This is a genomic window from Chitiniphilus eburneus (genome assembly GCF_005048205.1).
Classification (GTDB): Bacteria; Pseudomonadota; Gammaproteobacteria; order Burkholderiales; family Chitinibacteraceae; genus Chitiniphilus; species Chitiniphilus eburneus.
The window spans coordinates 13,672-37,243 of the sequence record NZ_SUMF01000028.1 but is presented as its reverse complement, the minus strand read 5'-3'; the positions used below and the strand labels follow the sequence as shown (position 1 = coordinate 37,243).

Sequence of the window (23,572 nt, the reverse complement as noted above, 5' to 3'; positions counted from 1 at the left end):
CATCACCGGTTTCGCGACCGCGTTCGGTGCAGTTCGGAATGCCGTGCAAGGCGCTGGACGCGCGGCAGTATGGATACCGCCAGCGGCCTGCGACACCGCGCGGCGCCCGAAATGCACCGAACCCGGTCGCGAAACAGGTGACGACACGCCCTAGCGCCCGCCCTGTCGCCTGCTGCGGCGCTTGGCCCGATAGCGCTCGAATCGCTCCTGCGTTTCGTCGGCCTTGCGCAGGCCGAAGGCGTAATGGCTTTCCAGCCACAGCACGTTGATGATGCCGAAGGCCAGCGCCAGGCCGATGCCCAGAATCCAGGTGAAGTACCACATTCGATGTTCCTCCGTGCCGGCCGCGCGGAGCGGCCGGGAATGCTCAGTAGCTGGTATGCGTTTCGCGGCGGATCTGCTCCACCGTCACCGTGCCGCGCATCACGCGGTACACCCAGCCGGTGTAGAGCGCGATGATGGGGATGAAGACCACCACTACGCCCAGCATCAGGCCCAGCGTGCGATGGCTGGAAACGGCATCCCACGCGGTCAGGCTGACCACCGGATCGACGCTGGACGGCAGCACGAAGGGGAACAGCGCCGCACCGGCGGTGACGATGATGCCGATCAGCGCCAGCGACGAGCCGGCCAATGCCAGCCAGCGCCAGCGCCGCGCAGCGCCGGCCGCCGCCAGCAAGGCCCCGCCCAGGCCCAGCGCGGGCAGCAGCCACAGCCGTGGCCAGGCGTGGAAGTTGGCGAACCACAGGCCGACCTCGTGCGATACCTGCTTCTGCATCGGCGTCAGTACGCCATTCACGTCGCCGATGGCAACAACCTGGTAGCCAGGCAGGCGCGCCAGCCAGAACCCCAGCACACCGAACAGCACGGCGGTGGCCAGGCCGAACGCGATGGCGGCACGCCGCGCGCGCTCGGCAACGGCGTCGTCGGTGCGCAGGTAGAGATACGCCGCGCCGTGCAGGGTGAGCATGGCGACGGCCAGCAGGCCGGTGCCGACGGTGAAGCCGCTGAACAGGTCGAGAAAGCCGCCGTGATAGGTCACGCGCATCGTGTCGTCGTAGTTGAACGGCAAACCCAGGAACAGGTTGCCGATGGCCACGCCGAACACCAGCGCGGGGAACGCGCCGCCGACGAACAGACCCCAGTCCCAGCCGTTGCGCCAGCGCGCATCCTCCACCTTGCTGCGGTAGTCGAAGCCCACCGGGCGCAGGAACAGCGCGAACAGGGTGAAGATCAGCGCCACGTACAGCACCGAGAAGGCCGCCGCGTAGACCAGCGGCCACGCGGCGAACAGCGCGGCGCCGAAGGTGATCAGCCAGGTCTGGTTGCCTTCCCAGGTGGGGCCGATGGCGTTGATCGCCACCCGGCGTTCCTCATCGTTGCGCCCGACCCAGGGCAACAGCGTGGCGACGCCCAGGTCCCAGCCACCGGTGAGCGCGAAACCCAGCATCAGCAGCACCATCAGGCCCCACCAGATCAGTTTGAGTGTTTCGTAGTCGATCATTGCGTTCCCCTTGCCCGGTCAGGATGCGTTGGCGGAATGGGCCGGCGTGCCGGTCTCGCGGAAATACCGTCCGGTATGCAGGCTGGACGGGCCGAGGCGGATGTACTTCAGCATCAGGTACATCTCGATCACGAACAGCAGCACGTACATGGTGATCAGGCCGATCAGGCTGAACCAAACCTGCCCGGCGTCGATGGACGACGCGGAGAGGAAGGTGGGCAGCACGCCGGAGATGCTCCACGGTTGCCGGCCGTATTCGGCCACGAACCAGCCGGTCATGATCGCCACCCACGGCAGCGGGATCGCCACCACCGCCAGCCGCAGCAGCCAGCGCTGCGGCGCCAGGTTGCGTCGCGCCAGGAACCAGAACGATGCGCCGAAGATGAAGAGGAACAGCAGGCCCAGGCCGACCATGACGCGGAAGCTCCAGAACAGCGGTGCAACGCGCGGAATGGTGTCGTGGGCGGCGGCGCTGATCTGTGCCGGTGTGGCATCGACCACGTTCGGCGTGTATTTCTTCAGCAGCAGGCCAAAGCCCAGGTCGGCCTGATGCCGGTCGAACTGGCGCTTCACATCCTCGCTGGTATCGCCCTGGCGCAGCTTGACCAGCGCCTCGTAGGCCAGGATGCCGTTGCGGATGCGCGCCTCGTGTTCGCGGATCAGGTCCTTGATGCCGGTCACCTGCTTGTCGGTGGAACGCGTGGCGATCAGGCCCAGCACGTAGGGGATGCGCACGGCGTAATCGGTGCGTTGCGCTTCCTGGTTGGGCAGGCCGAACACGGTGATCGATGCCGGCGCGGGATGGGTATCCCATTCGGCCTCGATGGCGGCCAGCTTCACTTTCTGCACTTCGCCGGTGGCATAGCCCGATTCATCGCCCAGTACGATCACCGAGCACACCGACGCCAGGCCGAAGCCGGCGGCCACCGCGAACGAGCGGATGGCGAAGCCGGTATCGCGCGCCCGCAGCAGGTACCAGGCCGATACGCCCAGCACGAACATGGCGGCGGCCACGTAGCCGGCGGCCAGCGTGTGCACGAATTTCACCTGCGCCACCGGGTTGAAGATCACCTCGGTGATGCTGGTCAGCTCCATCCGCATCGTCTGGTAGTTGAACGCCGCGCCAACCGGGTTCTGCATCCAGCCGTTGGCGATCAGGATCCACAGCGCCGACAGGTTGGAGCCGAGCGCCACCAGGAAGGTCACCCCCAGATGCTGTACCCGCGACAATCGGTTCCAGCCGAAGAAGAACAGCCCGACGAAGGTGGATTCCAGGAAGAACGCCATCATCCCTTCGATGGCCAGCGGGGTGCCGAAGATATCGCCCACGTAGTGCGCGTAATAGGCCCAGTTGGTGCCGAACTGGAACTCCAGCGTCATGCCGGTGGTGACGCCCATGGCGAAGTTGATGCCGAACAGCTTGCCCCAGAAGCGGGTCATGTCCTTGTAGACCTGTTGCCCGGTCATCACGTAAACCGATTCGCAGATCACCAGGATCCACGACAGGCCCAGGGTCAGCGGCACAAATATGAAGTGGAACATCGCGGTCAGGCCGAATTGCAGGCGTGACAGCTCCACCACGTCGGCGACGGGTAGCATGGCAGTCTCCAGGGTTGCCTTCGCCTCGCGCCGGATCAACGGCGCGATGGCTGGGAGGCGGTTTCTCGGGGGGTCGGGTGATGCTCGGCGGGCCCGATCAGTTGCTCGCCGATGGTTTCCTGGGGCACGGTCATCTGGTAGGACCGGGTCAGCGGCTGGGAGAACCACATCTGCTTGGCGCCCCACAGCAGCAGGGCCTTGATCGCCAGGATCAGTACGATCTCAGCCCAGAGGGGCAGGCCGGTCTTGAGGACGCCCGCGCGCATCGGTTCAGTCCTTGCCGCGCAGTTTGTCGGTGAAGCCCAGCACTTTCTGCACCTTGGCACCCAGGCGCATCAGGCTTTCCAGCGTTTCCGGCGACAGCCGCTGCACTTCGTCGAACCACACCGTGGCCATTTCGATCAATTCGTGCATTTCGCGCATGCGGCCCTGCGCATGGTGCTCGGCGTCGGTCTGCGGCACTTCCAGCAAGGCGTCGCGCAGCATGGATAGCGTCGGTTCGATCTCGCGTTTGCGTTTTTCCTCCGCCAGCGTGCGGAAGATTTCCCAGATGTCCTTGGGCGCCTCGAAATATTCCCGCCGGTCACCGGGGCGGTGCAGCAGCCGGGCCAGGCGCCACGACATCAGTTCTTTCATGCCCATGCTGACGTTGGAGCGCGAAAAACCCAGGGTTTCGGCAATCTCGTCGGCATTGAGCGGCTGGGGCGAGATGAACAGCAGCGCATACATCTGGCCCACGGTGCGATTGATGCCCCAGCGGCTGCCCATTTCTCCGAAATGCAGGACAAACCGCTCGGTCAGGGGGGTGAGTTCCATCTTCTCGTTCGTGTAATTTCAGAAATTATTGAAACTATAAAACCAAGCTTGATGTAGCTCAATACCAAATCAAAATTTCTTATAGTAGGAATGCGCTTTGACTGGCATTCAATGCCATAGACATAAATACCACTGCCCGACGCGCGCCCCACCATCCGAAAGACGGGCCGCACCTGGTCAGTTCCCTTTCAATTGCCGGAACCCACCTCATGAGCATCGTGCAACGCCTCTGGTTACTGATCACCCTGTCCATCGCCGCCCTGCTGCTGGTGGGCGGCATCGGCATCTACCAGATCACGGGGATCGAACGCCTGGCGGAACAGATCACCGACGAATCGCTGGAAAGCGTGCTGGTCATCAATAGCATCGACAAAAGCTACAAGGAGCTGCGCTCCAAGATCATGGTGCAGTTGCAGGCCACCACACCGGAGCGCAACCGCGAGCTGGATGGCGAGATCACCACGGAACAACAGGCGTTCGACACCGCGCTGGCCGCCTATGCCAGGCTGATCAGCAGCCCCGACGACGAACGCCTCTACAACCAGTTGAAAACGCAGATCGGCGAATACCAGCCAAAGTTCAACGGCGTGCGCCAACTGGCCAACCAGGGCGATGCCGACGGGGCCCGCGTTGCGCTGGAAGCCACCTACGGCACCTATCGCGCGGCCGACGAAACGCTGGACAAGATGGTGGCCGAGAATACCGAGCTGGCGCATGCCGCCAAGGATCAGGCCCAGCGCACGGCGGTCAATGCGGAAATCACCTTTCTGATCGTGGTGCTGGTGTTCGTGGCGCTGCTGCTGGCGCTGGGCTGGCTGATCGTGCGCGCCATTCGCGGCCCGCTGCACGAGACGATGACGGTGATCGGCGAGATCGAACACACGCTGGACTTCACCCGCCGCGTGCCGAGCCGGGCGCAGGACGAGATCGGCCGCATGGTCGGCAGCTTCAACCGCCTGATCGACGCCATGCACCAGACCTTGCGCCGGGTGGGGGAACATAGCGGCGAACTGGCCGGCTCGTCCACCGAGATGGCGGGCAGCTCGCGGGAGCTGGCCAGCGCGGCCGACGTGGCCAGCGATTCGGCGTCCCACATGGCCGCCAGCGTGGAGCAGATGACGGTCAGCATCAACCACGTGGCCGAGCGCGCGCAGGAGGCGGATCATCGCTCCAAGCAATCGGGCCAGTTGGCCAGCCAGGGCGGTGAGATCATCGAAACCACCATCCGCGAGATCGACGGCATCGCCGATACAGTGCGCAACGCAGCCGAGGAGCTGGCCGAGCTGCGCACGCGCAGCGGCGACATCAAGGCGGTGCTGGATGTGATCAAGGACATTGCCGGGCAGACCAACCTGCTGGCGCTGAACGCCGCCATCGAGGCGGCACGCGCCGGGGAGCAGGGCCGGGGCTTTGCGGTGGTGGCGGATGAAGTCCGCAAGCTGGCCGAGCGCACCGCGCAATCGACGCAGGAAATCACGCAGACGGTGGGCACGATCCAGGATGGCGCCGAGCGCGCGGTGAACGCGATGCAGCACGTGGTCGCCCAGGTGGAAAACGGCGTGGGCCAGGCGCGCGAGGCCGGCGATGCCATCCGCCAGATCCGCGCCGCATCGTCCGAGGTGGTGTCCTATGTATCCGAGATCAGCAGCGCGATCCGCGAGCAGGGCAGCGCCAGCACCGCCATCGCGCAGCAGGTGGAGCGCATCGCGCAGATGTCGGAGCAGACCAGCGGCACCGCTGGCGCCAGCGCAGCCTCGGCACAGCGCCTGAACCAGCTTGCCGATACCATGCAGAGGGATATTTCGAGGTACAAGGTATGACGCAACGCTGTGCCTGGTGCGGCGACGATCCGCTGTATGTCGCCTACCACGATGACGAATGGGGCATGCCCTGCCGCGACGCGGACCGGCTGTTCGAGCTGCTGTGCCTGGAAGGCGCGCAGGCCGGGCTGTCGTGGATCACCGTGCTGAGAAAGCGCGACAACTATCGCCGCGCCTTCGACGGTTTCGACGCGCAACGCATGGCGGGCTACGACGACGCACGGGTGGCCACACTGCTGGCCGACCCGGGCATTGTCCGCAATCGCGCCAAGGTGGCCGCGTTCATCGCCAACGCGCAGGCCTACCTCGCCATGCAGACGCGCGGCGAGGATCTGGCCACGTTGCTGTGGTCCTTTGTCGGCGACACGCCGCGCGTGAACCATTGGGGGCCCGGCCAGACGCCGGCGCAGACCGAGGAATCGCAGGCGATGTCCAAGGCATTGCGCCAGCGCGGCTTCAAGTTCGTCGGCCCCACCATCTGCTATGCGCTGATGCAGGCGGCCGGCATGGTGGACGATCACCATCCGGATTGCTGGCGCCGCACCGGCCGATAGCCGTGGGTATGAACGCAATCGCAAATCATTTCAAAATTGAAATAATTTAGAAAGCATATGGCAAGCAGAAAATTCCGACACGCGGCAAGCTCAGTGAATCCATTGAGTATTAGCAAGGGCGAATGTAAGGTAAAGTACCGCCAGTGAGCCGAATCCGGTTTTGCTCAGCTTGGGGATACACATGAAAATTAGCCAACGATTACTTTTACTGATCGCGATCGCCATCCTCTCGCTGGTGGTCGTCGGCGCGGTCGGGTTCGTGAAATTCAACCGCGTGGAAGAACGCGTATCGCGCCTGGGCAACGAGGCGGTGGCCGGGCTGGAAACGCTGTATCGCGTGAACAATGCCTTCAAGGTGCAGCAACTGGTGCTGTACCAGATCGGTTCGTCGTTCGACACCGACCTGCGCACCAGGCTGATCCAGCGCCTGAAGGATCAGGAAAAGGAACTGGCCAGCCAGGTGGCGCACTACGAGACGGCCATTTCCGACCCGGCCGAGCGCGCGCTGTTCCAGAAGCTGCAACCGCAACTGGCCACGTTCGACAAATCTTCGCGGGACGTGCTGCAAACCGCCGAGGATTTCGGCGATGTCGCGGCATCGCTGACCGCCACGCGCGACACCGCCATCGCCACCGAACAGGCGTTGCAGGCGCTGGTGGACTACAAGCTCAAGCTGGCCAGCACCTACCGCACCGAAGTGGCCGAGGAACAACGCAGCGCGCGGATCCAGTTCGTCGTGCTGATCCTGGCCGCCATCGCCCTGCTGGCGGTGATCGGCACGCTGCTGACCCGCGCGATCCAGCGCCCGCTGGCCGAAATGCAGCGAACCGTGACCGAGATCGGCAACACGCTGGATTTCACCCGCCGCGCGCCGGTGAACAGCCAGGATGAGATCGGCCAGACGGTCACCGCCTTCAATACACTGATCGGCCGCTTGCAGGAAAGCCTGCGCGAGATGCGCAACCGCATCGGCGATGTGGCCGGCTCCGCCAACCAGTTGTCGTATACCGCGGGCGGGCTGACCCGCACCGCCACCCAGGCCAGCGAGGCCGCATCCAATATGGCGGCAACGGTGGAACAGGTGACGGTCAGCATCAACCATGTGGCCGACCGTTCGGGCGAGGCCGATGAGCTGTCGCGCGAATCGGGCCGCCTGGCCGAGGATGGCGGGCAGGTGATCGAATCCACCGTGGCCAAGATCGACGGTATCGCCGACACCGTGCGCGAGGCCGCCGACGAGATTGCGCAGTTGCAGGGCAAGAGCGCGGATATCTCGGCCGTGGTCAATGTGATCAAGGAAATCGCCGACCAGACCAATCTGCTGGCGCTGAACGCGGCCATCGAGGCGGCGCGCGCCGGCGAGCAGGGGCGCGGCTTTGCCGTGGTCGCCGACGAAGTGCGCAAGCTGGCCGAACGTACCTCGTCGTCCACGCAGGAAATCTCCGGCACCATCGCTTCGATCCAGGACGGCGCCAATCTGGCGGTGGGCCGGATGCAGAACGTGGTCAGTCAGGTGGAGGACGGCGTGGGCAACGCGCGCGCGGCGGGCGATGCGATCCGCCGCATCCGTGGCAGCGCGGGCGACGTGGTGGGCCGCGTGGCGGACATCACCGAGGCGATCCGCGAGCAGAGCGTGGCCAGCAACAGTATCGCGCAGGTGGTGGAGACCATCGCGCGCATGTCCGAGGAAAACAGCGCGGCGGCCGGCAATACCTCGCAGGCGGCCGAGCATCTGCAACAACTGGCCCGCGATATGGAACAGACCATCAGCCGCTATCGCGTCTGACCGCCGGCATCGCCATGCCACATGCAAAGGAAAACGGCCCTCCGGGCCGTTTTTCATGGCGTGGCCATGCCTAGTCGCCGATGCGCACCCGCTGCCCCGGTTGCGCCAGCGCGCTGGTGATCACGCGCATGTCGCGCCATCCCTCGGCGAAGTCCGAACCGCCCTGCCCCGCCCGGATCGCCGCCGCCAGTGCGCGAAACTCCGCGGCATAGCCGTCGTCATCCGGCTTGGGTTCGTGCTGCACACGGCCGTCGGCGCCACGCAGCGTCAACGTGGCGCCGTCGTACTCGGCACTGCCGCGTTCGGCCAGCACCACCAGTCGCCATTCTTCATGGCCCACGGTGGAGAAATACAGGTTGAGCGTGGCGTGGGCGCCGCTGTCGGTACGCAGCGTCAGGCTGCCGCCGTCGTAGCGGCCGAGGTGCGGATCGACGCTGGAGACTTCGATGGATGCTTCGGTCACCTCGCCGAGCAGGGCCCGCGCCACCGCGACGTAATGCACGCCCGCGTCGAGCAATAGCCCGCCAGGGAAGGCCTCGCTGCCGCGCCAGCCACTGACTATGTAACGGTTATCGTGCGCCATGGTGGTCATGGCGTGCCAGTGCAGCGCATACGCCCGGCCGACCTCGCCCTGGGCCAGCCATGCGCGCAGTCGCCGCAGAAACCAGGCGTGGCGGAAGTTCTCCGCCACCATGGTGACGCGGTCGGGATGCGCCTGCGCCAGTACCAGCATGGCGCGGGCTTCGTCGGGATTCGCGGCCAGCGGCTTTTCCACCAGCACGTGCTTGCCAGCGGCCAGGGCGGCGCGCGTGGCCTCCAGGTTGAGCGTGGCGGGCAGTACGATATCCACGGCATCGATATCCGGGCGTGCCAGCAGCGATTGCCAATCGTCATACCAGTCGATGCCCCCGGCCAGCTCCGCCAGTGCGCGCGCCTTGTCGGCCGTGCGATTGCAGACCGCCACCAGTTGCACCGCATCCCCCACCTGGCGCAATGCCGGCCAATGCAGTTCGCGCGCCGCCACGCCGCAACCGATCAGCCCCAAACGGACTATCTTTTCCATCTGCCTGCCCTTCGCTATTGAAGCGCAGATGTTACGGCCAACTGTCGCTACCTTGTATCAGGCGCGCCCCGAATACGCCATTTGGGCAAATCCCTGGATGCCAGTCAATTGCCGAATCGGTGATAAAGGTGCCGGCCACGCGCATCGCAGTGAAAAAATACCTTGCCTCATCAATTACATAGATTGCTTTGCGCACCGCCTGGAAGCGGGGCCGACCCACGTATCCGCGCAGGTTGCAGTCTGTTACACGGCGTAGCCATAGAACCTTTGGTTTAGCTACGGATTATCGCTAGAATTCGCCCCGTGTTGTCGATGACAGCTAATAAGCCGCAAGGCAGCAGAGCCAATCGTCGGCCAAATAGGTTTACTACCCATCAGCTCAAAAAGGTATTTTCAAAATGAAACAATCTCTGCTCGTCGCTGCCCTGCTGGCCGTTGCCCTGTCCGCTTGCGGCAAGAAGGAAGAAGCTCCGGTTGCCTCCGCTCCGGTTGAAGCTTCGGCTCCGGTTGAAGCCTCCGCTCCGGCTGCTGCCCCGGTTGCTTCGGCCCCGGCTTCCGCCCCGGCTGCTTCCGCTGCCTCCGCTGCCCAGTAATTCAGGCATCGCGAATGAAAAGCCGACCGCAAGGTCGGCTTTTTGTTTTTGTATAATGGCGGCTTTCCATCCCGGGCCCGCCCATGCACATCCTGTTGCCCCGCTGGCTGATCGCCATCGAACCTCGTGGTGTTCTGCTGGACCACGCGCTCGTCATCGATGCCGAACGCATCGTCGATCTGCTGCCCGCCGCCGATGCGCTGGCGCGCTACCCCGAAGCCACGCTCACCCGCCTGCCCGATCACGCCCTGCTGCCCGGCCTGATCAATCTGCACGCGCATTCGGCCATGACGCTGCTGCGCGGCTACGCCGACGATCTGCCGCTGATGACCTGGCTGAATCAGCATATCTGGCCCGCCGAAGGCAAACACGTTTCGGATGAATTCGTTTTCGATGGCACGCTGCTGGCCATCGCGGAAATGATCGCTGGTGGCACCACGTGCGCCAACGATATGTATTTCCACCATGCGGCCGTGACCCGTGCCGCGCTGTCCAGCGATTTCCGCATCATGGTCGGCTGCTCGATCCTGGAATTCCCCAATGCCTATGCCGCCAATGCCGATGGCTATATCCGCCGCGCGCTGGAATGCATGGACGAATTCCGCGGCGAAAACCTGGTCGGCTTTACGCTGGCGCCGCATGCGCCATATACCGTGAGCGACGAAACCTTCCGCCGCGTCATCACGCTGGCGGACGAATTGCAGATCGGTATCCATTGCCATATTCATGAGACGCAGGACGAAATCGCCACCAGCCTGAAGGAATTCGGGGTGCGCCCGCTGGCGCGGCTATCCGGCCTGGGGCTGCTGGGCAGCCATCTGATCGCCGCGCACATGGTGCACACCACCGACGAGGAGCTGGCGTTGCTGGCGCGCCAGGGTGTGCACGTGGCGCACAATCCGGCCTCCAACCTGAAGCTGGCATCGGGCTTTGCGCGCATCGCGGATCAACTCGCCGCCGGGATCAATGTCGGGATTGGCACCGACGGCGCGGCCAGCAACAACAAGCTGGACATGTTCGCGGAGCTGCGGCTGGCCGCCCTGCTGGCCAAGGGCGCCAGCGGCAACCCCGAGGCGCTGCCGGCGTGGCAGGCGCTGGAGATGGCGACACTGAACGGCGCCCGCGCGCTGGGCTGGGACGACCGCATCGGCAGTCTGCGCCCCGGCAAACAGGCCGATGTGATCGCGGTCGACCTGTCCGCCGTAGGCACCCAGCCGTGCTACGATCCCCTCTCGCATCTCGTCTACGCGGCCGATCGCAGCCAGGTCAGCCATGTGTGGATCGCCGGTCGCAACGTCTACGCCGACCATCGCCACCTGAGCCTGAACCTGGCCGAAACCCAGGCCCGCGCACGCCGCTGGCACAGCCGTATCCTTTCCGTATGAGACCCATCGATGACTGAACCCGTGCTCAACGCCGACGCTGCGGAAATCGCCAAGTTTTCCGCGCTCGCCCACAAGTGGTGGGACAAGGACAGCGAATTCAAGCCGCTGCACGACATCAATCCGCTGCGCCTGGATTTCATCGAGCAGCACGCCACGCTGAGCGCAAGCCGGGTGGTGGACGTGGGCTGCGGCGGCGGCATCCTGTCCGAAGGGCTGGCGCAGCGCGGTGCGCAGGTGACCGGCATCGACCTGGCCGAGAAGTCGCTGAAGATCGCCAAACTGCACCTGATCGAAACCGGCCAGCCCAATGTGGAATATCGCCATGTCGCGGTCGAGGCGCTGGCCGAGGAAGCGCCGGAAAGCTTCGATATCGTGACCTGCCTGGAGATGCTGGAACACGTGCCTTCGCCCGCCAGCGTCGTCGCGGCCTGCGCTCGCCTGGCCAGGCCGGGCGGCTGGGTGTTCTTTTCCACGCTCAACCGCAACGCCAAGAGTTATCTGCTGGCGGTGCTGGGCGCCGAATACGTGCTGGGCATGCTGCCGCGCGGCACCCACGAGTACGCCCGCTTCCTCAAGCCATCCGAACTGTCGCGCATGGCCCGCACCGCCGGCCTGGATACCCAGGCGCTGACCGGGCTGCACTACAACCCGGTGAGCCGTGGCTATACGCTGGGTGGCGATACGGACGTGAATTATCTGATGGCTTGCCGCAAGCCCGAGTAAGCGCCAACGGCGCACAGGAATATCCCATCATGGTTCAAGCAGTGCTTTTCGATCTGGACGGTACACTCGCCGATACGGCAGCCGACCTGGGCGGCGCGCTCAATCGCATGCTGCTGGAGGAAGGCCTGCCGCCCCAGCCCTACAGCGCGATTCGCCCGCTGGCCAGCCATGGCGCGCGGGGGCTGATCGGGCTGGGTTACGGCATCACACCGGACGATGCCGCCTTCGCGCTGCTGCGCGAACGTTTTCTCGATCACTACGAAAGCCATCTGTGCGACGAAACGCGACTGTTCGACGGCATCGCGCCGCTGATCGAAGCGCTGGCGCAGCGCGGACTGCCCTGGGGCATCGTCACCAACAAGCCCATGCGCTTCACCGACCCACTAATCCTGCGCCTGGACTGGCCCAGCGCGCCGGGCGTGGTGGTATCGGGCGATACCGTCGGCGTGGCCAAGCCCGACCCGCGCCCGATGCGCTTCGCCGCAGAGGCCCTGGGCGTGGCACCCGAACGCTGCTGGTACGTGGGCGACGCCGAGCGCGATATCGCCGCCGGCCGCTCCGTGGGCATGAAGACCGCGCTGGCGCACTGGGGCTATATCGCCCACACTGACCTGCCGCATGCCTGGGGTGCCGATGTCGGCATCGAGCACCCGCTGGACCTGCTGCGACACCTGCCCCGCTAGCGGCGCCCCTTTCTAGGGCGTGTCGTCACCTGTTTCGCGGCAGCGCTGGGCCGAAAAAGCACCAGACACCAGGCGCACGACGCAGGCAATAACCGGTTATTGGCAAGGCGTGCAACGCAGTGGAGGGTGTTTTTTCGGCCCAGCCCTGCGGGTTCGGTGCATTTCGGGCGCCATGCGGCGTCGCAGGCCGCTGGCGGTATCCATACCGCCGCGCGTCCAGATCCTTGCAGGGCATCCCGAACTGCACCAAACGCTGTCGTGAAACATGTGACGACATGCCCTAGCGATTCACGTCCACCACGAACCGCCCGCGATGCCGCCCGGCCATGATGTCCTGCGCGGCCGTCAGCGTCTGCGCCAGGCTGATCTCGGTCACGATCTGCTCCAGCCCCGCCACGTCCAGATCGCGCCCCAGGCGCTGCCAGGCCTGCTGCCGCCTGGCCAACGGGGCGTACACGCTGTCGATCCCGTGGAGCGTGACCCCGCGCAGGATGAACGGCGCCACCGTTGCTGGGAAATCCATGCCCTGCGCCAGGCCGCAGGCCGCCACGGCACCGCCGTAACGCACCTGCGCGCAGGCATTGGCCAGGGTATGGCTGCCGGCGGTATCGATCACCGCCGCCCAGCGTTCCTTCTGTAACGGCTTGCCCGGCTGCGCGAACTCGCCGCGCTCCAGGACCTCACGCGCGCCGAGGATTTGCAGATAGGCGCCGGCATCGGCCTTGCCGGTCAGCGCCGCCACCTCGTACCCCAGACGCGCCAGCAGCATCACCGCCACCGACCCCACGCCGCCGGTGGCGCCCGTCACCAGCACCGGCCCGTCGGCCGGCCGCACGCCGTGCGCTTCCAGCGCCTGCACGCACAGCATGGCCGTGTATCCAGCCGTTCCCACCGCCATCGCCTGCCGCGTGGAGAACCCCGCCGGCAACTTCACCAGCCAATCCCCCTTCAGGCGCGCCTTTTGCGCCAGGCAGCCCCAATGCACCTCCCCCACGCCCCAGCCGTTGAGCACCACCAGATCGCCGGGACGAAAATCGGGATGGGCCGATTCCAGCACCTCCCCCGCCCCATCGATGCCGGGCACCATCGGCCAGGCACGCACCACCGGGCCGCGATCGGTGATCGCCAGGGCATCCTTGTAGTTGAGCGTGGAGTAATGCACGCCGAGCAGGATGTCGCCGTCGGGCAGCGCGACCTCTTCCAACTCGGTCGCGCGCGCTTCGAAACAACCGTCCTCCCGACGCAACAGAATCGTTCTGAACATGGGGCCTCCGTAGCGAGAATTTGACGCAGTGACAAGCAATGGGGATAACGATAACCCTCAATGCCCATGCTGGCGAACGTCATGAACCTGTACCTGCGCCTGCTCTGGCTATGGCTCACCGCCCGCCGCCGACCGCCCTGCGCTCTGCTCGGGCCGTGCATCACATCGCTGCGGGTATGGCCGAACGATCTGGATCTCTACCGCCACGTGAACAACGGGCGTTACTTCACCCTGCTCGATCTCGGCCGCACCGACCTGATGCTGCGTAGCGGGCTGGCCAGCAGGATCAAGGCCGCCGGCTGGTTTCCAGTGGCCACCATGGCCACGATGCAGTTCCGGCACGCGCTGACGGTATTCCAGCGCTTCGAGATCCACACCCGCGTCCTGGGCTGGGACGACAAGTCGATCTTCCTGGAACAACGTGTGGTACGACAGGGCGAATCGGTGGCCGTTGCCGCCATCCGCGTCCGCTTCCTGCGGCAGACGGGCGGTTCGGTGGCCACCTCGGAACTGATGGCGTTGGCAGGACACGACGCCCCCTCCCCACCGTTGTCCGACTGGCTGAGCCATTGGGCAACGCCGCCGCAGGATTGAATCCGGCCCCGATCCGCCACCACTCTTCATCAAGCGCTCGACGCTTACGCCCCAAGCGTTCAATATACCCGTGGCATATCCGGCAAGAACAACAACCATGAAAATCCTGCCCGCATTCATCCTGGCCTGTGTGTTTCCCACCTTCGTCTGGGCTGCGTGCAGCAAGCCCCTCAGCGTGGCCGTGGAAGACTGGCCGCCCTATTCGCAGCTCAATACCCTGGGCAAGCCCAGCGGGCTGGACATCGAATTGATGGAGGCCATTTTCAAGGAGGCGGGCTGCACGCTGGTATTCCGCGAGGACATCCCGCGCCAGCGTCGCCATCTGATGCACAAGGAAGGCCAGCTCGACGTCCTGTTCGCGGCGTCGCCCACGCCCGAGCGCCGCCGTTTTAGCTGGTTCACCATCGCCTATCGTTCCGAGACCATCGGCCTGTTCGCCCGCAGCGAGGAGGCGACGCGCTTCGCCAGCATCCGCTCCTTCGACAACCTGCTGAGCGGCCGCATCAGCCTGCTCGCCCCCAACAGCGGCTGGTACGGCGACGATTACGCACGCTACCTGCCCGATTTGAAGGCCAGCGGCCAGCTCCAGCATTTCGAGACCTTCGACCAAGGCATACGCATGCTCAAGGCCCGCCGCGCCGACCTGATCCTCGGCGACGTGGGCGCCGTATTCTACGAAGCCCGCTATATCGCCAAACTGCCGGTCACCCAGCTCACCTTCGTCCCCAACCAGGCCCCGGTGCACCTGATGTTGAGCAAAGCCAGCGTCCCCGAAGCGGACCTGCGAACGATCGACGCAGCCATCCGCCGCCTGGAAACCAACGGCACCCTGACCAAACTGCGTGGCAAATACGGCCTGAACTGAGGCAATGAACAAAGTCCTGCCGCCCAGGCCGGACTTGCCACCTCACCTGCCATAACGCCCCGCCAGCTACGGCCGAAGGATGCCCGATCGATCGCCGTTCAAGGCGCTTCGCACGCCCCGCCCGCGCCCGGCGAAGGCTCTCCCCGCGCGCGCCTCAAGCGATTCGCCACGCAAGGCGGATGCGGGGTACAATGGAAGTTCATCTGGGGCCGCCATGGTTTCGACGGGGGTTGCAAAGCGGATGAGGGCATGCCGGGATCTCAGTCACCCCGTTAAACACTGAATAGTAATAGTCGCAAACGACGAAACTTACGCTCTAGCTGCTTAATAACCAGCTGGACGCTGCACCGGTTTTCTGATGGGCCGGGCGGGGCAACCCGCAGCAGCGTCACTTAACATCAGATCGCTTCTGGCCGGGTGACTTGGTCAGGGGCTAAATCCAAGGTCACTCGCTTGTTACAAGCCTGTCGGCCGGCGTGTAACGGGTTAAATCCCAATAGACCTGGCTAAGCATGTAGAACTCTTCGTGGAGGACTTTCGGACGCGGGTTCGACTCCCGCCGGCTCCACCAAAAACCTTGAATAAGGCCCTGATTTTTCAGGGCCTTTTCTTTTTCGTGACCTTCTAGCGGGCCATTCAGTGGACCATGACCCACCGGCTGTTACCCGCGCTCGTCGGGCCTTTTCAGACGCCACAAGCCTTCCTATGCGACTCGATGAGTAGCTGGGGAACAGAGCAGGTCATCATGCGTCTTTACCCGGTGGGCGTCGGGCCGCGGTGGCACAGTCGGTCCTTTGACCGCAAATGTGGATAGTTTCGGAACTTCGCCGGCACGTGCATCGAAAAACCAAAGCTTGCATGAAGGAGCACCAACGGCCTACGAACGCCTTGAGCGTTAGAACATTGGTGCTCCACCCGATCGTCACCACCTTTCAGAAGTACAGTACTGCCTGCGGCCCAGCGATCCACAGGCACAGGATGGCGTTGATAATGCCAAACCTGCGCCGGGTTACAGGCACCAGAGAAAACTGCCAAGGACAAAAACAATGAGTGCAGACCAAGTCACTCTCAGCCAACTCGAAGGCCATCTCTGGGAGTCCGCCAATATCCTGCGCGGCCCGGTGGATGCGGCTGACTTCAAGACCTACATTTTCCCGCTGCTGTTCTTCAAGCGCATCTGCGATGTCTGGGATGAGGAGTACCAGGAGATCGTTGATGAAACCGGCGACGAGCAACTGGCCTGGTTTCCCGAGTCGCACCGCTTTCAGATCCCCGAGGACTGCCACTGGAACGACATTCGCACCAAGGCCAGCAATGTTGGTGCGGCCCTTCAGCGCGCGATGCGCGAGATCGAGAAAGCCAACCCGGACACCCTGTATGGCGTGTTCGGCGACGCCCAGTGGTCGAACAAGGAGCGGCTGTCAGACGCCTTGCTCAAGGACCTGATCGAGCACTTTTCGAAGTTGCCGTTTGGCAATCAGAACGTCACATCCGATCTGCTTGGTGATGCCTACGAGTACCTGATCAAGAAATTTGCCGACGCCACCAACAAGAAGGCCGGCGAGTTCTATACCCCGCGCAGCGTGGTGCGGCTGATGATCGACATGCTCGACCCCAAGGAGGCCGAGACCATTTATGACCCGGCTTGTGGCACCGGCGGCATGCTGCTGGCGGCAGTGCAGCACGTCCAAGAGATGCACGGCGACGTCAAGCGGCTGTGGGGCAAGCTGTACGGGCAGGAGAAAAACCTCACCACCTCGTCCATCGCGCGGATGAACTTGTTTCTCCATGGCATCGAGGACTTCCAGGTGGTGCGCGGCGACACGCTGCGCAACCCGGCCTTCTTTGAGGGCGATCGGCTTGCTGTCTTCGACTGCGTCATCGCCAATCCGCCGTTCTCGCTCGAAAAGTGGGGTGAAGACCTGTGGCTGAACGACCCCTTTGGCCGCAGCTTTGCTGGCCTGCCACCATCATCCAGCGGCGACTTTGCGTGGGTGCAACACATGGTCAAGTCGATGGCCGATGTGACTGGCCGCATGGCCGTGGTGCTACCCCAGGGGGCCCTGTTCCGCAAAGGGGCAGAAGGCCACATCCGGCAAAAGCTGCTGGAAATGGACTTGGTCGAGGCCGTCATTGGTCTGGCACCGAATCTGTTCTACGGCACGGGACTCGCCGCATGCATCCTTGTGCTGCGCAAGCGCAAGCCAGCCGAGCACAAGAAAAAGGTGCTGATCGCCGACGCGTCGCGGTTGTTCCGCCGAGGGAGAGCGCAAAACTACCTGGAGCCCGAACACGCCGCTGATATCCTTGCTTGGTATCGCGGCTTTGCCGATGTACAGGATGCAGTTCGCGTGGTCACCCTCGATGAGATCAAGGCCGAGGACTGGACGCTGAACATTTCGCGCTACGTATTACCACCGCTGCAAGAAGACATTCCTCCGCTGCCTGAGGCCATCAAGGCCTTCATGGACGCACTGACTCGCTGCCGTAAGGCAGAAGAGCGGCTCGCGCAGGTCATGACCGAAGGAGGATGGCTGAAATGAGCCGTATCACCCAACAAGACCTCGAAAGCTACCTCTGGGGCGCGGCCGTTTTGCTGCGCGGCCTGATCGACGCCGGCGACTACAAGCAGTTCATCTTTCCACTGCTGTTCTACAAGCGCGTCTCGGATGTCTGGGACGAGGAGTACCAAGCTGCGCTGGCCGATTCGGACGGCGACCTGTCCTACGCCGAGTTTGCTGAGAACCACCGGTTTCAGATCCCCGAGGGCGCGCATTGGAACGATGTGCGGCAAACGCCGAAGAATGTTGGCAGCGCCATCCAGAAGGCCATGCGCGCCATCGAGTCGGCCAACCCGGACATGCTCGATGGCATCTTCGGCGATGCCCCGTGGACCAACCGCGAGCGTCTGCCCGATGAAACGCTGAAGAACCTGATCGAGCACTTCTCGACCCAGACGCTTTCGGTGGCCAACGTGCCCGAGGATGAGTTGGGCAATGCCTACGAATACCTGATCAAGAAGTTCGCCGACGACTCAGGCCACACGGCGGCCGAGTTCTATACCAACCGCACTGTCGTGCACCTGATGACGCAGCTTTTGGCGCCGCAGGCGGGCGAGTCGATTTACGACCCCACCTGTGGCACCGGTGGCATGCTGATTTCGGCCCTGGATGAAGTGAAGCGCTCGGGCGGCGAATACCGCACCCTCAAGCTATACGGGCAGGAGCGCAACCTCATCACCTCATCCATCGCCCGCATGAACCTGTTCCTGCACGGGGTGGAAGACTTCGAGATCAGCCGCGGCGACACGCTGGCCGATCCTAAACATATTGAGGGCGACCGCCTGCGTCAGTTCGACGTGATCCTGGCCAACCCGCCGTACTCCATCAAGCAGTGGAACCGCGAGGCCTGGAGCAGCGACAAGTGGGGCCGCAACTCGCTGGGCACGCCGCCGCAGGGCCGCGCAGACTATGCGTTCCAGCAACACATCCTGACCAGCCTCAGCGCCAAGGGTCGGTGTGCGGTGCTATGGCCCCATGGCGTCTTGTTCCGTAACGAGGAACAAGCCATGCGCGCCAAGATGGTCGAACAAGACTGGGTCGAGGCCATCATCGGCTTGGGCCCCAATCTGTTCTACAACTCCCCGATGGAGTCCTGCATCGTCATCTGCAACCGCAAGAAGCCAGCCGCTCGCAAGGGCAAGGTGATCTTCATTGATGCAGTGAACGAGGTCACGCGGGAACGGGCGCAGAGCTTTCTCAAGCCTGGGCACCAGCAGCGTATCCTGAGCGCTTTCAAGGTCTTTGCGGATGTGCCTGGTTTCGCCAAGGTCGCCACACTGGCCGAAATCGGTGCCAATGCGGGCAACCTCTCGATCCCGCTGTACGTGAAGCGCATGGCCGCCGCCATTGCCACCGACGGCAATGGCGACGCGGTATCGCTGCGCTCTGCCTGGGACCAATGGCAAACCGAAGGGCGCGCGTTCTGGCAACAGATGGATGCGCTGGTGGAAACGCTGGATGGACTGATTACGGAGGACATCGAGCGTGTCTGATAACAAGAATTTAAAGCCTGGCTGGAAGGTCTGGCGCTTCGATCAGATAGCGATCAACGTCAATGTCCGCATCGATAACCCATCCGAGTCCGGTATGGAGCACTACGTTGGACTGGAACATCTGGATGCTGACTCGCTGAAGATTCGCCGCTGGGGCACGCCGGATGACGTGGAGGCTACCAAGCTGATGTTCAAAAAGGGCGACATCATCTTTGCTCGCCGCCGGGCTTACCAGCGAAAGCTCGGCGTCGCTGAGTTCGATGGCATCTGCTCGGCACACGCGATGGTGCTGCGTGCCAAGCCTGAAGTCGTGCTGCCTGAGTTTCTACCGTTCTTCATGCAGAGTAATCTTTTCATGAACCGGGCAGTGGAGATTTCGGTGGGTTCGTTATCTCCCACGATCAATTGGAAAACAATGGCAGCGCAAGAGTTTGCGCTGCCGTCGATGGACGAGCAAATTAGCCTAGCGACCGCTTTCTCATCGATCGACGAACTTCTTCACGAACTGGATTCTGCGCAAAGGGAGTTGGCTATTGCCGAGCGCTCAGCGATTCAATCCGTTCTTGGAGAAGATGACAAATGGCTAATGGCGACTATGAAAAGCGTCGTAAAAAGCATTGAAGCTGGCAAGAGCCCTAAAGCTTCATCGTTGCCCGCTGAGCCTCACGAGCTTGGTGTATTGAAGGTGAGTGCGGTTGGTTCGCAGGGTTACTGCCCGGAGGAAAACAAAGCGCTACTGAACCCGAATGATTTCATCCCTGAAGCTACCGTCGAAATTGGTGATTTCCTTGTAACACGAGCCAATGCCCAGCCGCAGGGCGTTGCTCGTACCTGCATCGTTGAGTCGACGCCCAACAATCTTATGTTGTGTGACAAAACATGGAGGCTGCGCTTCACTGCGGATGCACCTCCCAAGCAATTCATATTGGCTTGGACAAAATTGCCGAAGTTCCGCTCATATATCGAAGCTCTGTGCTCAGGAACGGAAGCAAAGAACATTTCTCAAGAAAAATTTCTTGCGGCGCCAATGGTCCACCTCGATAAGGGCCAACAAGAGGACATTGGCCGAGCCATGGAAGAAATAGAACGCGCCAAGAAGGCACTTGAAAAGCGTAGGGGCGCTGTCTTGTCATTCAAACGGTCATTTTTGAATAAAGCCTTTGGGGAGGACTGACTAGTGAGCTTCACAGAATCCAACACAGTCGAAGCCTACGTCCGCGATCTGCTCGCCGGCCCAATCAAGGCTGCCCCGGCCAATACCGCCCAAGAACCCCAAGCCCCCTACGGCCCGAGCCCCAAAGGCATCGGCTGGCGCTACGCCGCCCCAGCTGAGGTGCCGCGCCAGATTCAGGAGGTGCTGGTCGAACCCTGGCTGCGCGAGGCGTTGATTCACCTGAACCCCGAGATTGCCGCCCAGCCCGACCGCGCCGATGAAGTGCTCTACAAGCTGCGCGCCATCGTGCTTTCGGTGCGCTCGGACGGCCTGATCCGCGCCAATGAGGAAATGACCGCCTGGATGCGTGGTGAGCGCTCGATGCCCTTCGGCCACAACAATGAGCATGTGCCGGTGCGGCTGATCGACCTGGATGACCTGTCGCAGAACCAGTACATCGTCACCCAGCAGTTCATCTACCGCGCCGGCTCCACTGAGCGCCGCGCCGATCTGGTGTTGTTGGTGAACGGTCTGCCGCTGGTACTGATCGAGGCCAAGACCCCGGTCAAGAAGTGCATCAGTTGGGTGGATGGCGCAATGCAGGTGCACGACGATTACGAAAAGTTCGTGCCGGAGCTGTTCGTCTGCAACGTGTTCTCGGTGGCCACCGAGGGCAAGGCCTACCGCTACGGCTCCATCGGCCTGCCGGTCAAGGACTGGGGCCCTTGGCATCTGGATGGTGATGACGACGATGGTCAGCACCATCCGCTGAAGTCGCTCAAGCTGTCCGCTGAGAGCATGCTGCGCCCGCATGTGGTGCTGGATATTCTGGGCAGCTTCACTCTGTTCGCCGCCAACAAGAAAAAGCAGCGCATCAAGATCATCTGCCGCTACCAGCAGTTTGAAGCGGCCAACAAGATCGTCGAGCGGGTGCTGGCGGGTTACCCCAGAAAAGGGCTGATCTGGCACTTCCAGGGCTCGGGCAAGTCCCTGCTGATGGTGTTTGCCGCGCAGAAGCTGCGCATGCATGCGGGCTTGAAGAACCCCACGGTGCTGATCGTGGTGGACCGTATCGACCTTGATAGCCAGATCACTGGCACGTTCACCGGCGCGGACATCCCCAATCTGGAAAAGGCGGACAGCCGCGAGAAGCTGCAGCAATTGCTGGCGCAGGACGTGCGCAAGATCATCATCACCACGATCTTCAAGTTCGGCGAGGCCACGGGCAGTCTGAATGACCGCAGCAACATCATCGCGCTGGTGGACGAGGCGCACCGCACCCAGGAGGGTGACCTCGGCCGCAAGATGCGTGAGGCCCTGCCCAATGCGTTTTTGTTCGGTCTGACTGGCACGCCGATCAACCGTGCCGACCGCAACACTTTCTACGCCTTCGGCGCCGACGAGGACGAAAAGGGCTATATGAGCCGGTACGGTTTCGAGGAATCCATCCGCGACGGTGCCACGCTAAAGCTGCACTTCGAGCCCCGGCTGATTGACCTGCACATCGACAAGACGGCGCTGGATGCCGCCTACAAAGACCTGACCGGTGGCCTGTCGGATCTCGATAAGGACAATCTCGCCAAGACCGCCGCCAAGATGGCCGTGCTGGTGAAGACGCCCGAGCGCGTTCGCAAGATTTGCGAGGACATCGTCGAGCACTTCCAGACCAAGGTGGAGCCCAACGGTTTCAAGGGGCAGATCGTCACCTTCGACCGTGAGAGCTGCCTGCTGTTCAAGGCCGAGCTGGACAAGCTGCTGCCGCCCGAGGCCACAGACATCGTCATGTCGGTGCAGGCGGCAGACAAGAAAGAACACCCGGAGTACGCGCCCTACGACCGAAGCCGCGATGAAGAAGAGCGATTGCTGGATCGCTTCCGCGACCCGGCAGACCCGCTGGCGCTGATCATCGTCACGGCCAAACTTCTGACGGGCTTCGATGCACCCATTTTGCAGGCCATATACCTGGACAAGCCGCTACGCGACCACACGCTGTTGCAGGCGATCTGCCGGGTGAACCGGACCTACTCCGAGCAGAAGACCCACGGCCTGATCGTGGACTATCTCGGCATCTTCGACGATGTGGCGGCGGCGCTGGAATTCGATGACCAGACCGTCAAGCAGGTGGTCAGCAATATCCAGGAGCTGAAGGACCAGTTGCCCGAAGCCATGCAGAAGTGCCTGGCCTTCTTTACCGGCTGTGACCGCAGTTTGCAGGGCTATGAAGGTCTGATCGCTGCGCAACAGTGCCTGCCCAACAACGAGGTTCGAGACAACTTTGCCGCCGAGTTCAGCGTGCTGGGCCGTATCTGGGAGGCGCTCTCACCAGACACCGTGCTGGGCCCATTCGAGAAGGACTACAAGTGGCTGTCGCAGGTATACCAGTCGGTGCAGCCGTCCAGCGGCCACGGCAAGCTGATCTGGCACTCTCTGGGTGCCAAAACCATCGAGCTGATCCATCAGAACGTGCACGTCGATGCGGTGCGCGACGACCTCGACACGCTGGTGCTGGATGCTGACCTGCTGGAAGCTGTGCTCGCCAATCCTGACCCCCAAAAGGCCAGGGAGATCGAGATCAAGCTGAACCGACGCATGCGCAAACATGCGGGTAATCCGAAGTTCAAACAACTGTCGGAACGGTTGGATGCGCTGAAGGACCGTTTTGAATCTGGTCAGATCAACAGCGCCGAATTCTTGAAGCAGCTCTTGGAGATTGCCAAGGAAACGCTGCAGGCTGAGAAGGAAGTGCCACCTGAAGAAGACGAGGACCGTGGCAAGGCGGCATTGACCGAACTGTTCAACGAGGTCAAAACGTCGGAGACGCCCATCATGGTCGAACGGGTGGTCGCAGACATTGACGAGATCGTGCGCCTTGTCCGCTTTCCGGGCTGGCAAGGCACGCAGGCCGGCGAGCGTGAGGTCAAGAAGGCACTACGAAAGGCGTTGTTCAAGTACAAGCTGCATGCGGATGAAGAGTTGTTCGAGAAAGCCTACAGCTACATCCGGCAATACTATTGAGGCAACATGGCACTTATGGGGTACCCGTAACTGAATCACCCCGGGTTCGCGGAGACTTACTCACTCGAGGGTTTCGAGCCAGGAAAATCGGGGAGCAGGTC

At 62.9% G+C, this 23,572-nt stretch carries 19 protein-coding genes and 1 other RNA gene; 13 read left to right on the top strand and 7 right to left on the bottom strand.

Annotation, left to right across the window (positions count from 1 at the left end; genetic code table 11):
* Positions 1-150: 150 nt before the first annotated feature.
* The 5 genes from cydX to FAZ21_RS16590 are packed head-to-tail and all read right to left on the bottom strand — an operon-like array spanning position 151 to position 3,919.
* Positions 151-324 (bottom strand): cytochrome bd-I oxidase subunit CydX, encoded by a 174-nt coding sequence (gene cydX, locus FAZ21_RS21295; protein WP_136774566.1) that lies wholly within the window; start codon positions 322-324, stop codon positions 151-153.
* A 43-nt stretch (positions 325-367) separates the two neighbouring features.
* A complete protein-coding gene (gene cydB, locus FAZ21_RS16605; RefSeq protein ID WP_136774565.1) occupies positions 368-1,504 on the bottom strand; it encodes a cytochrome d ubiquinol oxidase subunit II in 1,137 nt (378 codons plus the stop codon).
* Positions 1,505-1,522: 18 nt separating this feature from the next.
* Positions 1,523-3,103, bottom strand: a complete 1,581-nt coding sequence (locus FAZ21_RS16600; protein WP_136774564.1) for a cytochrome ubiquinol oxidase subunit I — start codon at positions 3,101-3,103, stop codon at positions 1,523-1,525.
* 35 nt (positions 3,104-3,138) lie between these two features.
* On the bottom strand, positions 3,139-3,369 hold the full coding sequence (locus FAZ21_RS16595) for a hypothetical protein (RefSeq protein ID WP_136774563.1): 231 nt from the start codon (positions 3,367-3,369) through the stop codon (positions 3,139-3,141).
* A 4-nt stretch (positions 3,370-3,373) separates the two neighbouring features.
* Positions 3,374-3,919, bottom strand: a complete 546-nt coding sequence (locus FAZ21_RS16590) for a GbsR/MarR family transcriptional regulator (RefSeq protein ID WP_136774562.1) — start codon at positions 3,917-3,919, stop codon at positions 3,374-3,376.
* 209 nt (positions 3,920-4,128) lie between these two features.
* On the opposite strand from FAZ21_RS16590, the gene FAZ21_RS16585 reads away from it, so the two are divergent.
* The 3 genes from FAZ21_RS16585 to FAZ21_RS16575 all read left to right on the top strand — a co-directional run bounded on the left by FAZ21_RS16585 (position 4,129) and on the right by FAZ21_RS16575 (position 8,079).
* On the top strand, positions 4,129-5,739 hold the full coding sequence (locus FAZ21_RS16585) for a methyl-accepting chemotaxis protein (protein WP_136774561.1): 1,611 nt from the start codon (positions 4,129-4,131) through the stop codon (positions 5,737-5,739).
* Positions 5,736-6,293: a DNA-3-methyladenine glycosylase I gene (locus FAZ21_RS16580; protein ID WP_136774560.1), complete on the top strand. Its 558-nt coding sequence runs from the start codon at positions 5,736-5,738 to the stop codon at positions 6,291-6,293. The genes FAZ21_RS16585 and FAZ21_RS16580 overlap by 4 nt, the downstream gene beginning before the upstream one ends.
* Positions 6,294-6,474: 181 nt before the next feature.
* Complete coding sequence (locus FAZ21_RS16575; protein ID WP_136774559.1) at positions 6,475-8,079, top strand: methyl-accepting chemotaxis protein; 1,605 nt, start codon at positions 6,475-6,477, stop codon at positions 8,077-8,079.
* Positions 8,080-8,149: 70 nt separating this feature from the next.
* Here FAZ21_RS16575 and FAZ21_RS16570 read toward each other — a convergent pair whose 3' ends face one another.
* The gene (locus FAZ21_RS16570) at positions 8,150-9,142 is read right to left on the bottom strand and encodes a Gfo/Idh/MocA family protein (protein WP_136774558.1); all 993 of its coding nucleotides are present in this window, start codon (positions 9,140-9,142) and stop codon (positions 8,150-8,152) included.
* A gap of 676 nt (positions 9,143-9,818) precedes the next feature.
* Between FAZ21_RS16570 and FAZ21_RS16560 the strand changes: the two genes are divergently transcribed.
* The 3 genes from FAZ21_RS16560 to FAZ21_RS16550 are packed head-to-tail and all read left to right on the top strand — an operon-like array spanning position 9,819 to position 12,526.
* On the top strand, positions 9,819-11,120 hold the full coding sequence (locus FAZ21_RS16560) for a TRZ/ATZ family hydrolase (RefSeq protein WP_136774556.1): 1,302 nt from the start codon (positions 9,819-9,821) through the stop codon (positions 11,118-11,120).
* A gap of 9 nt (positions 11,121-11,129) precedes the next feature.
* On the top strand, positions 11,130-11,843 hold the full coding sequence (ubiG, locus tag FAZ21_RS16555) for a bifunctional 2-polyprenyl-6-hydroxyphenol methylase/3-demethylubiquinol 3-O-methyltransferase UbiG (RefSeq protein WP_136774555.1): 714 nt from the start codon (positions 11,130-11,132) through the stop codon (positions 11,841-11,843).
* A gap of 29 nt (positions 11,844-11,872) precedes the next feature.
* On the top strand, positions 11,873-12,526 hold the full coding sequence (locus FAZ21_RS16550; protein WP_136774554.1) for an HAD family hydrolase: 654 nt from the start codon (positions 11,873-11,875) through the stop codon (positions 12,524-12,526).
* Positions 12,527-12,806: 280 nt separating this feature from the next.
* Here FAZ21_RS16550 and acuI read toward each other — a convergent pair whose 3' ends face one another.
* On the bottom strand, positions 12,807-13,790 hold the full coding sequence (acuI, locus tag FAZ21_RS16545) for an acrylyl-CoA reductase (NADPH) (protein WP_136774553.1): 984 nt from the start codon (positions 13,788-13,790) through the stop codon (positions 12,807-12,809).
* A 60-nt stretch (positions 13,791-13,850) separates the two neighbouring features.
* Between acuI and FAZ21_RS16540 the strand changes: the two genes are divergently transcribed.
* From FAZ21_RS16540 to FAZ21_RS16510, 7 genes are all read left to right on the top strand, one after another.
* Positions 13,851-14,384 (top strand): acyl-CoA thioesterase, encoded by a 534-nt coding sequence (locus tag FAZ21_RS16540; RefSeq protein WP_246038715.1) that lies wholly within the window; start codon positions 13,851-13,853, stop codon positions 14,382-14,384.
* A gap of 97 nt (positions 14,385-14,481) precedes the next feature.
* Positions 14,482-15,249 carry a substrate-binding periplasmic protein gene (locus FAZ21_RS16535; protein WP_136774552.1) on the top strand — a complete coding sequence of 256 codons (768 nt, stop codon included), beginning with the start codon at positions 14,482-14,484 and terminating at the stop codon, positions 15,247-15,249.
* A 205-nt stretch (positions 15,250-15,454) separates the two neighbouring features.
* Positions 15,455-15,820, top strand: a transfer-messenger RNA (tmRNA) gene (gene ssrA, locus FAZ21_RS16530).
* A 475-nt stretch (positions 15,821-16,295) separates the two neighbouring features.
* Entirely contained in the window at positions 16,296-17,792 is a 1,497-nt protein-coding gene (locus tag FAZ21_RS16525) for a type I restriction-modification system subunit M (protein ID WP_136774551.1), read from the top strand.
* Positions 17,789-19,303: a type I restriction-modification system subunit M gene (locus FAZ21_RS16520; protein WP_136774550.1), complete on the top strand. Its 1,515-nt coding sequence runs from the start codon at positions 17,789-17,791 to the stop codon at positions 19,301-19,303. The genes FAZ21_RS16525 and FAZ21_RS16520 overlap by 4 nt, the downstream gene beginning before the upstream one ends.
* Positions 19,296-20,477, top strand: a complete 1,182-nt coding sequence (locus FAZ21_RS20625; RefSeq protein ID WP_211243502.1) for a restriction endonuclease subunit S — start codon at positions 19,296-19,298, stop codon at positions 20,475-20,477. Before FAZ21_RS16520 ends, FAZ21_RS20625 begins: the two co-directional genes overlap by 8 nt.
* Positions 20,478-20,480: 3 nt before the next feature.
* A complete protein-coding gene (locus FAZ21_RS16510) occupies positions 20,481-23,471 on the top strand; it encodes a type I restriction endonuclease subunit R (protein ID WP_136774549.1) in 2,991 nt (996 codons plus the stop codon).
* Positions 23,472-23,572: the final 101 nt, after the last annotated feature.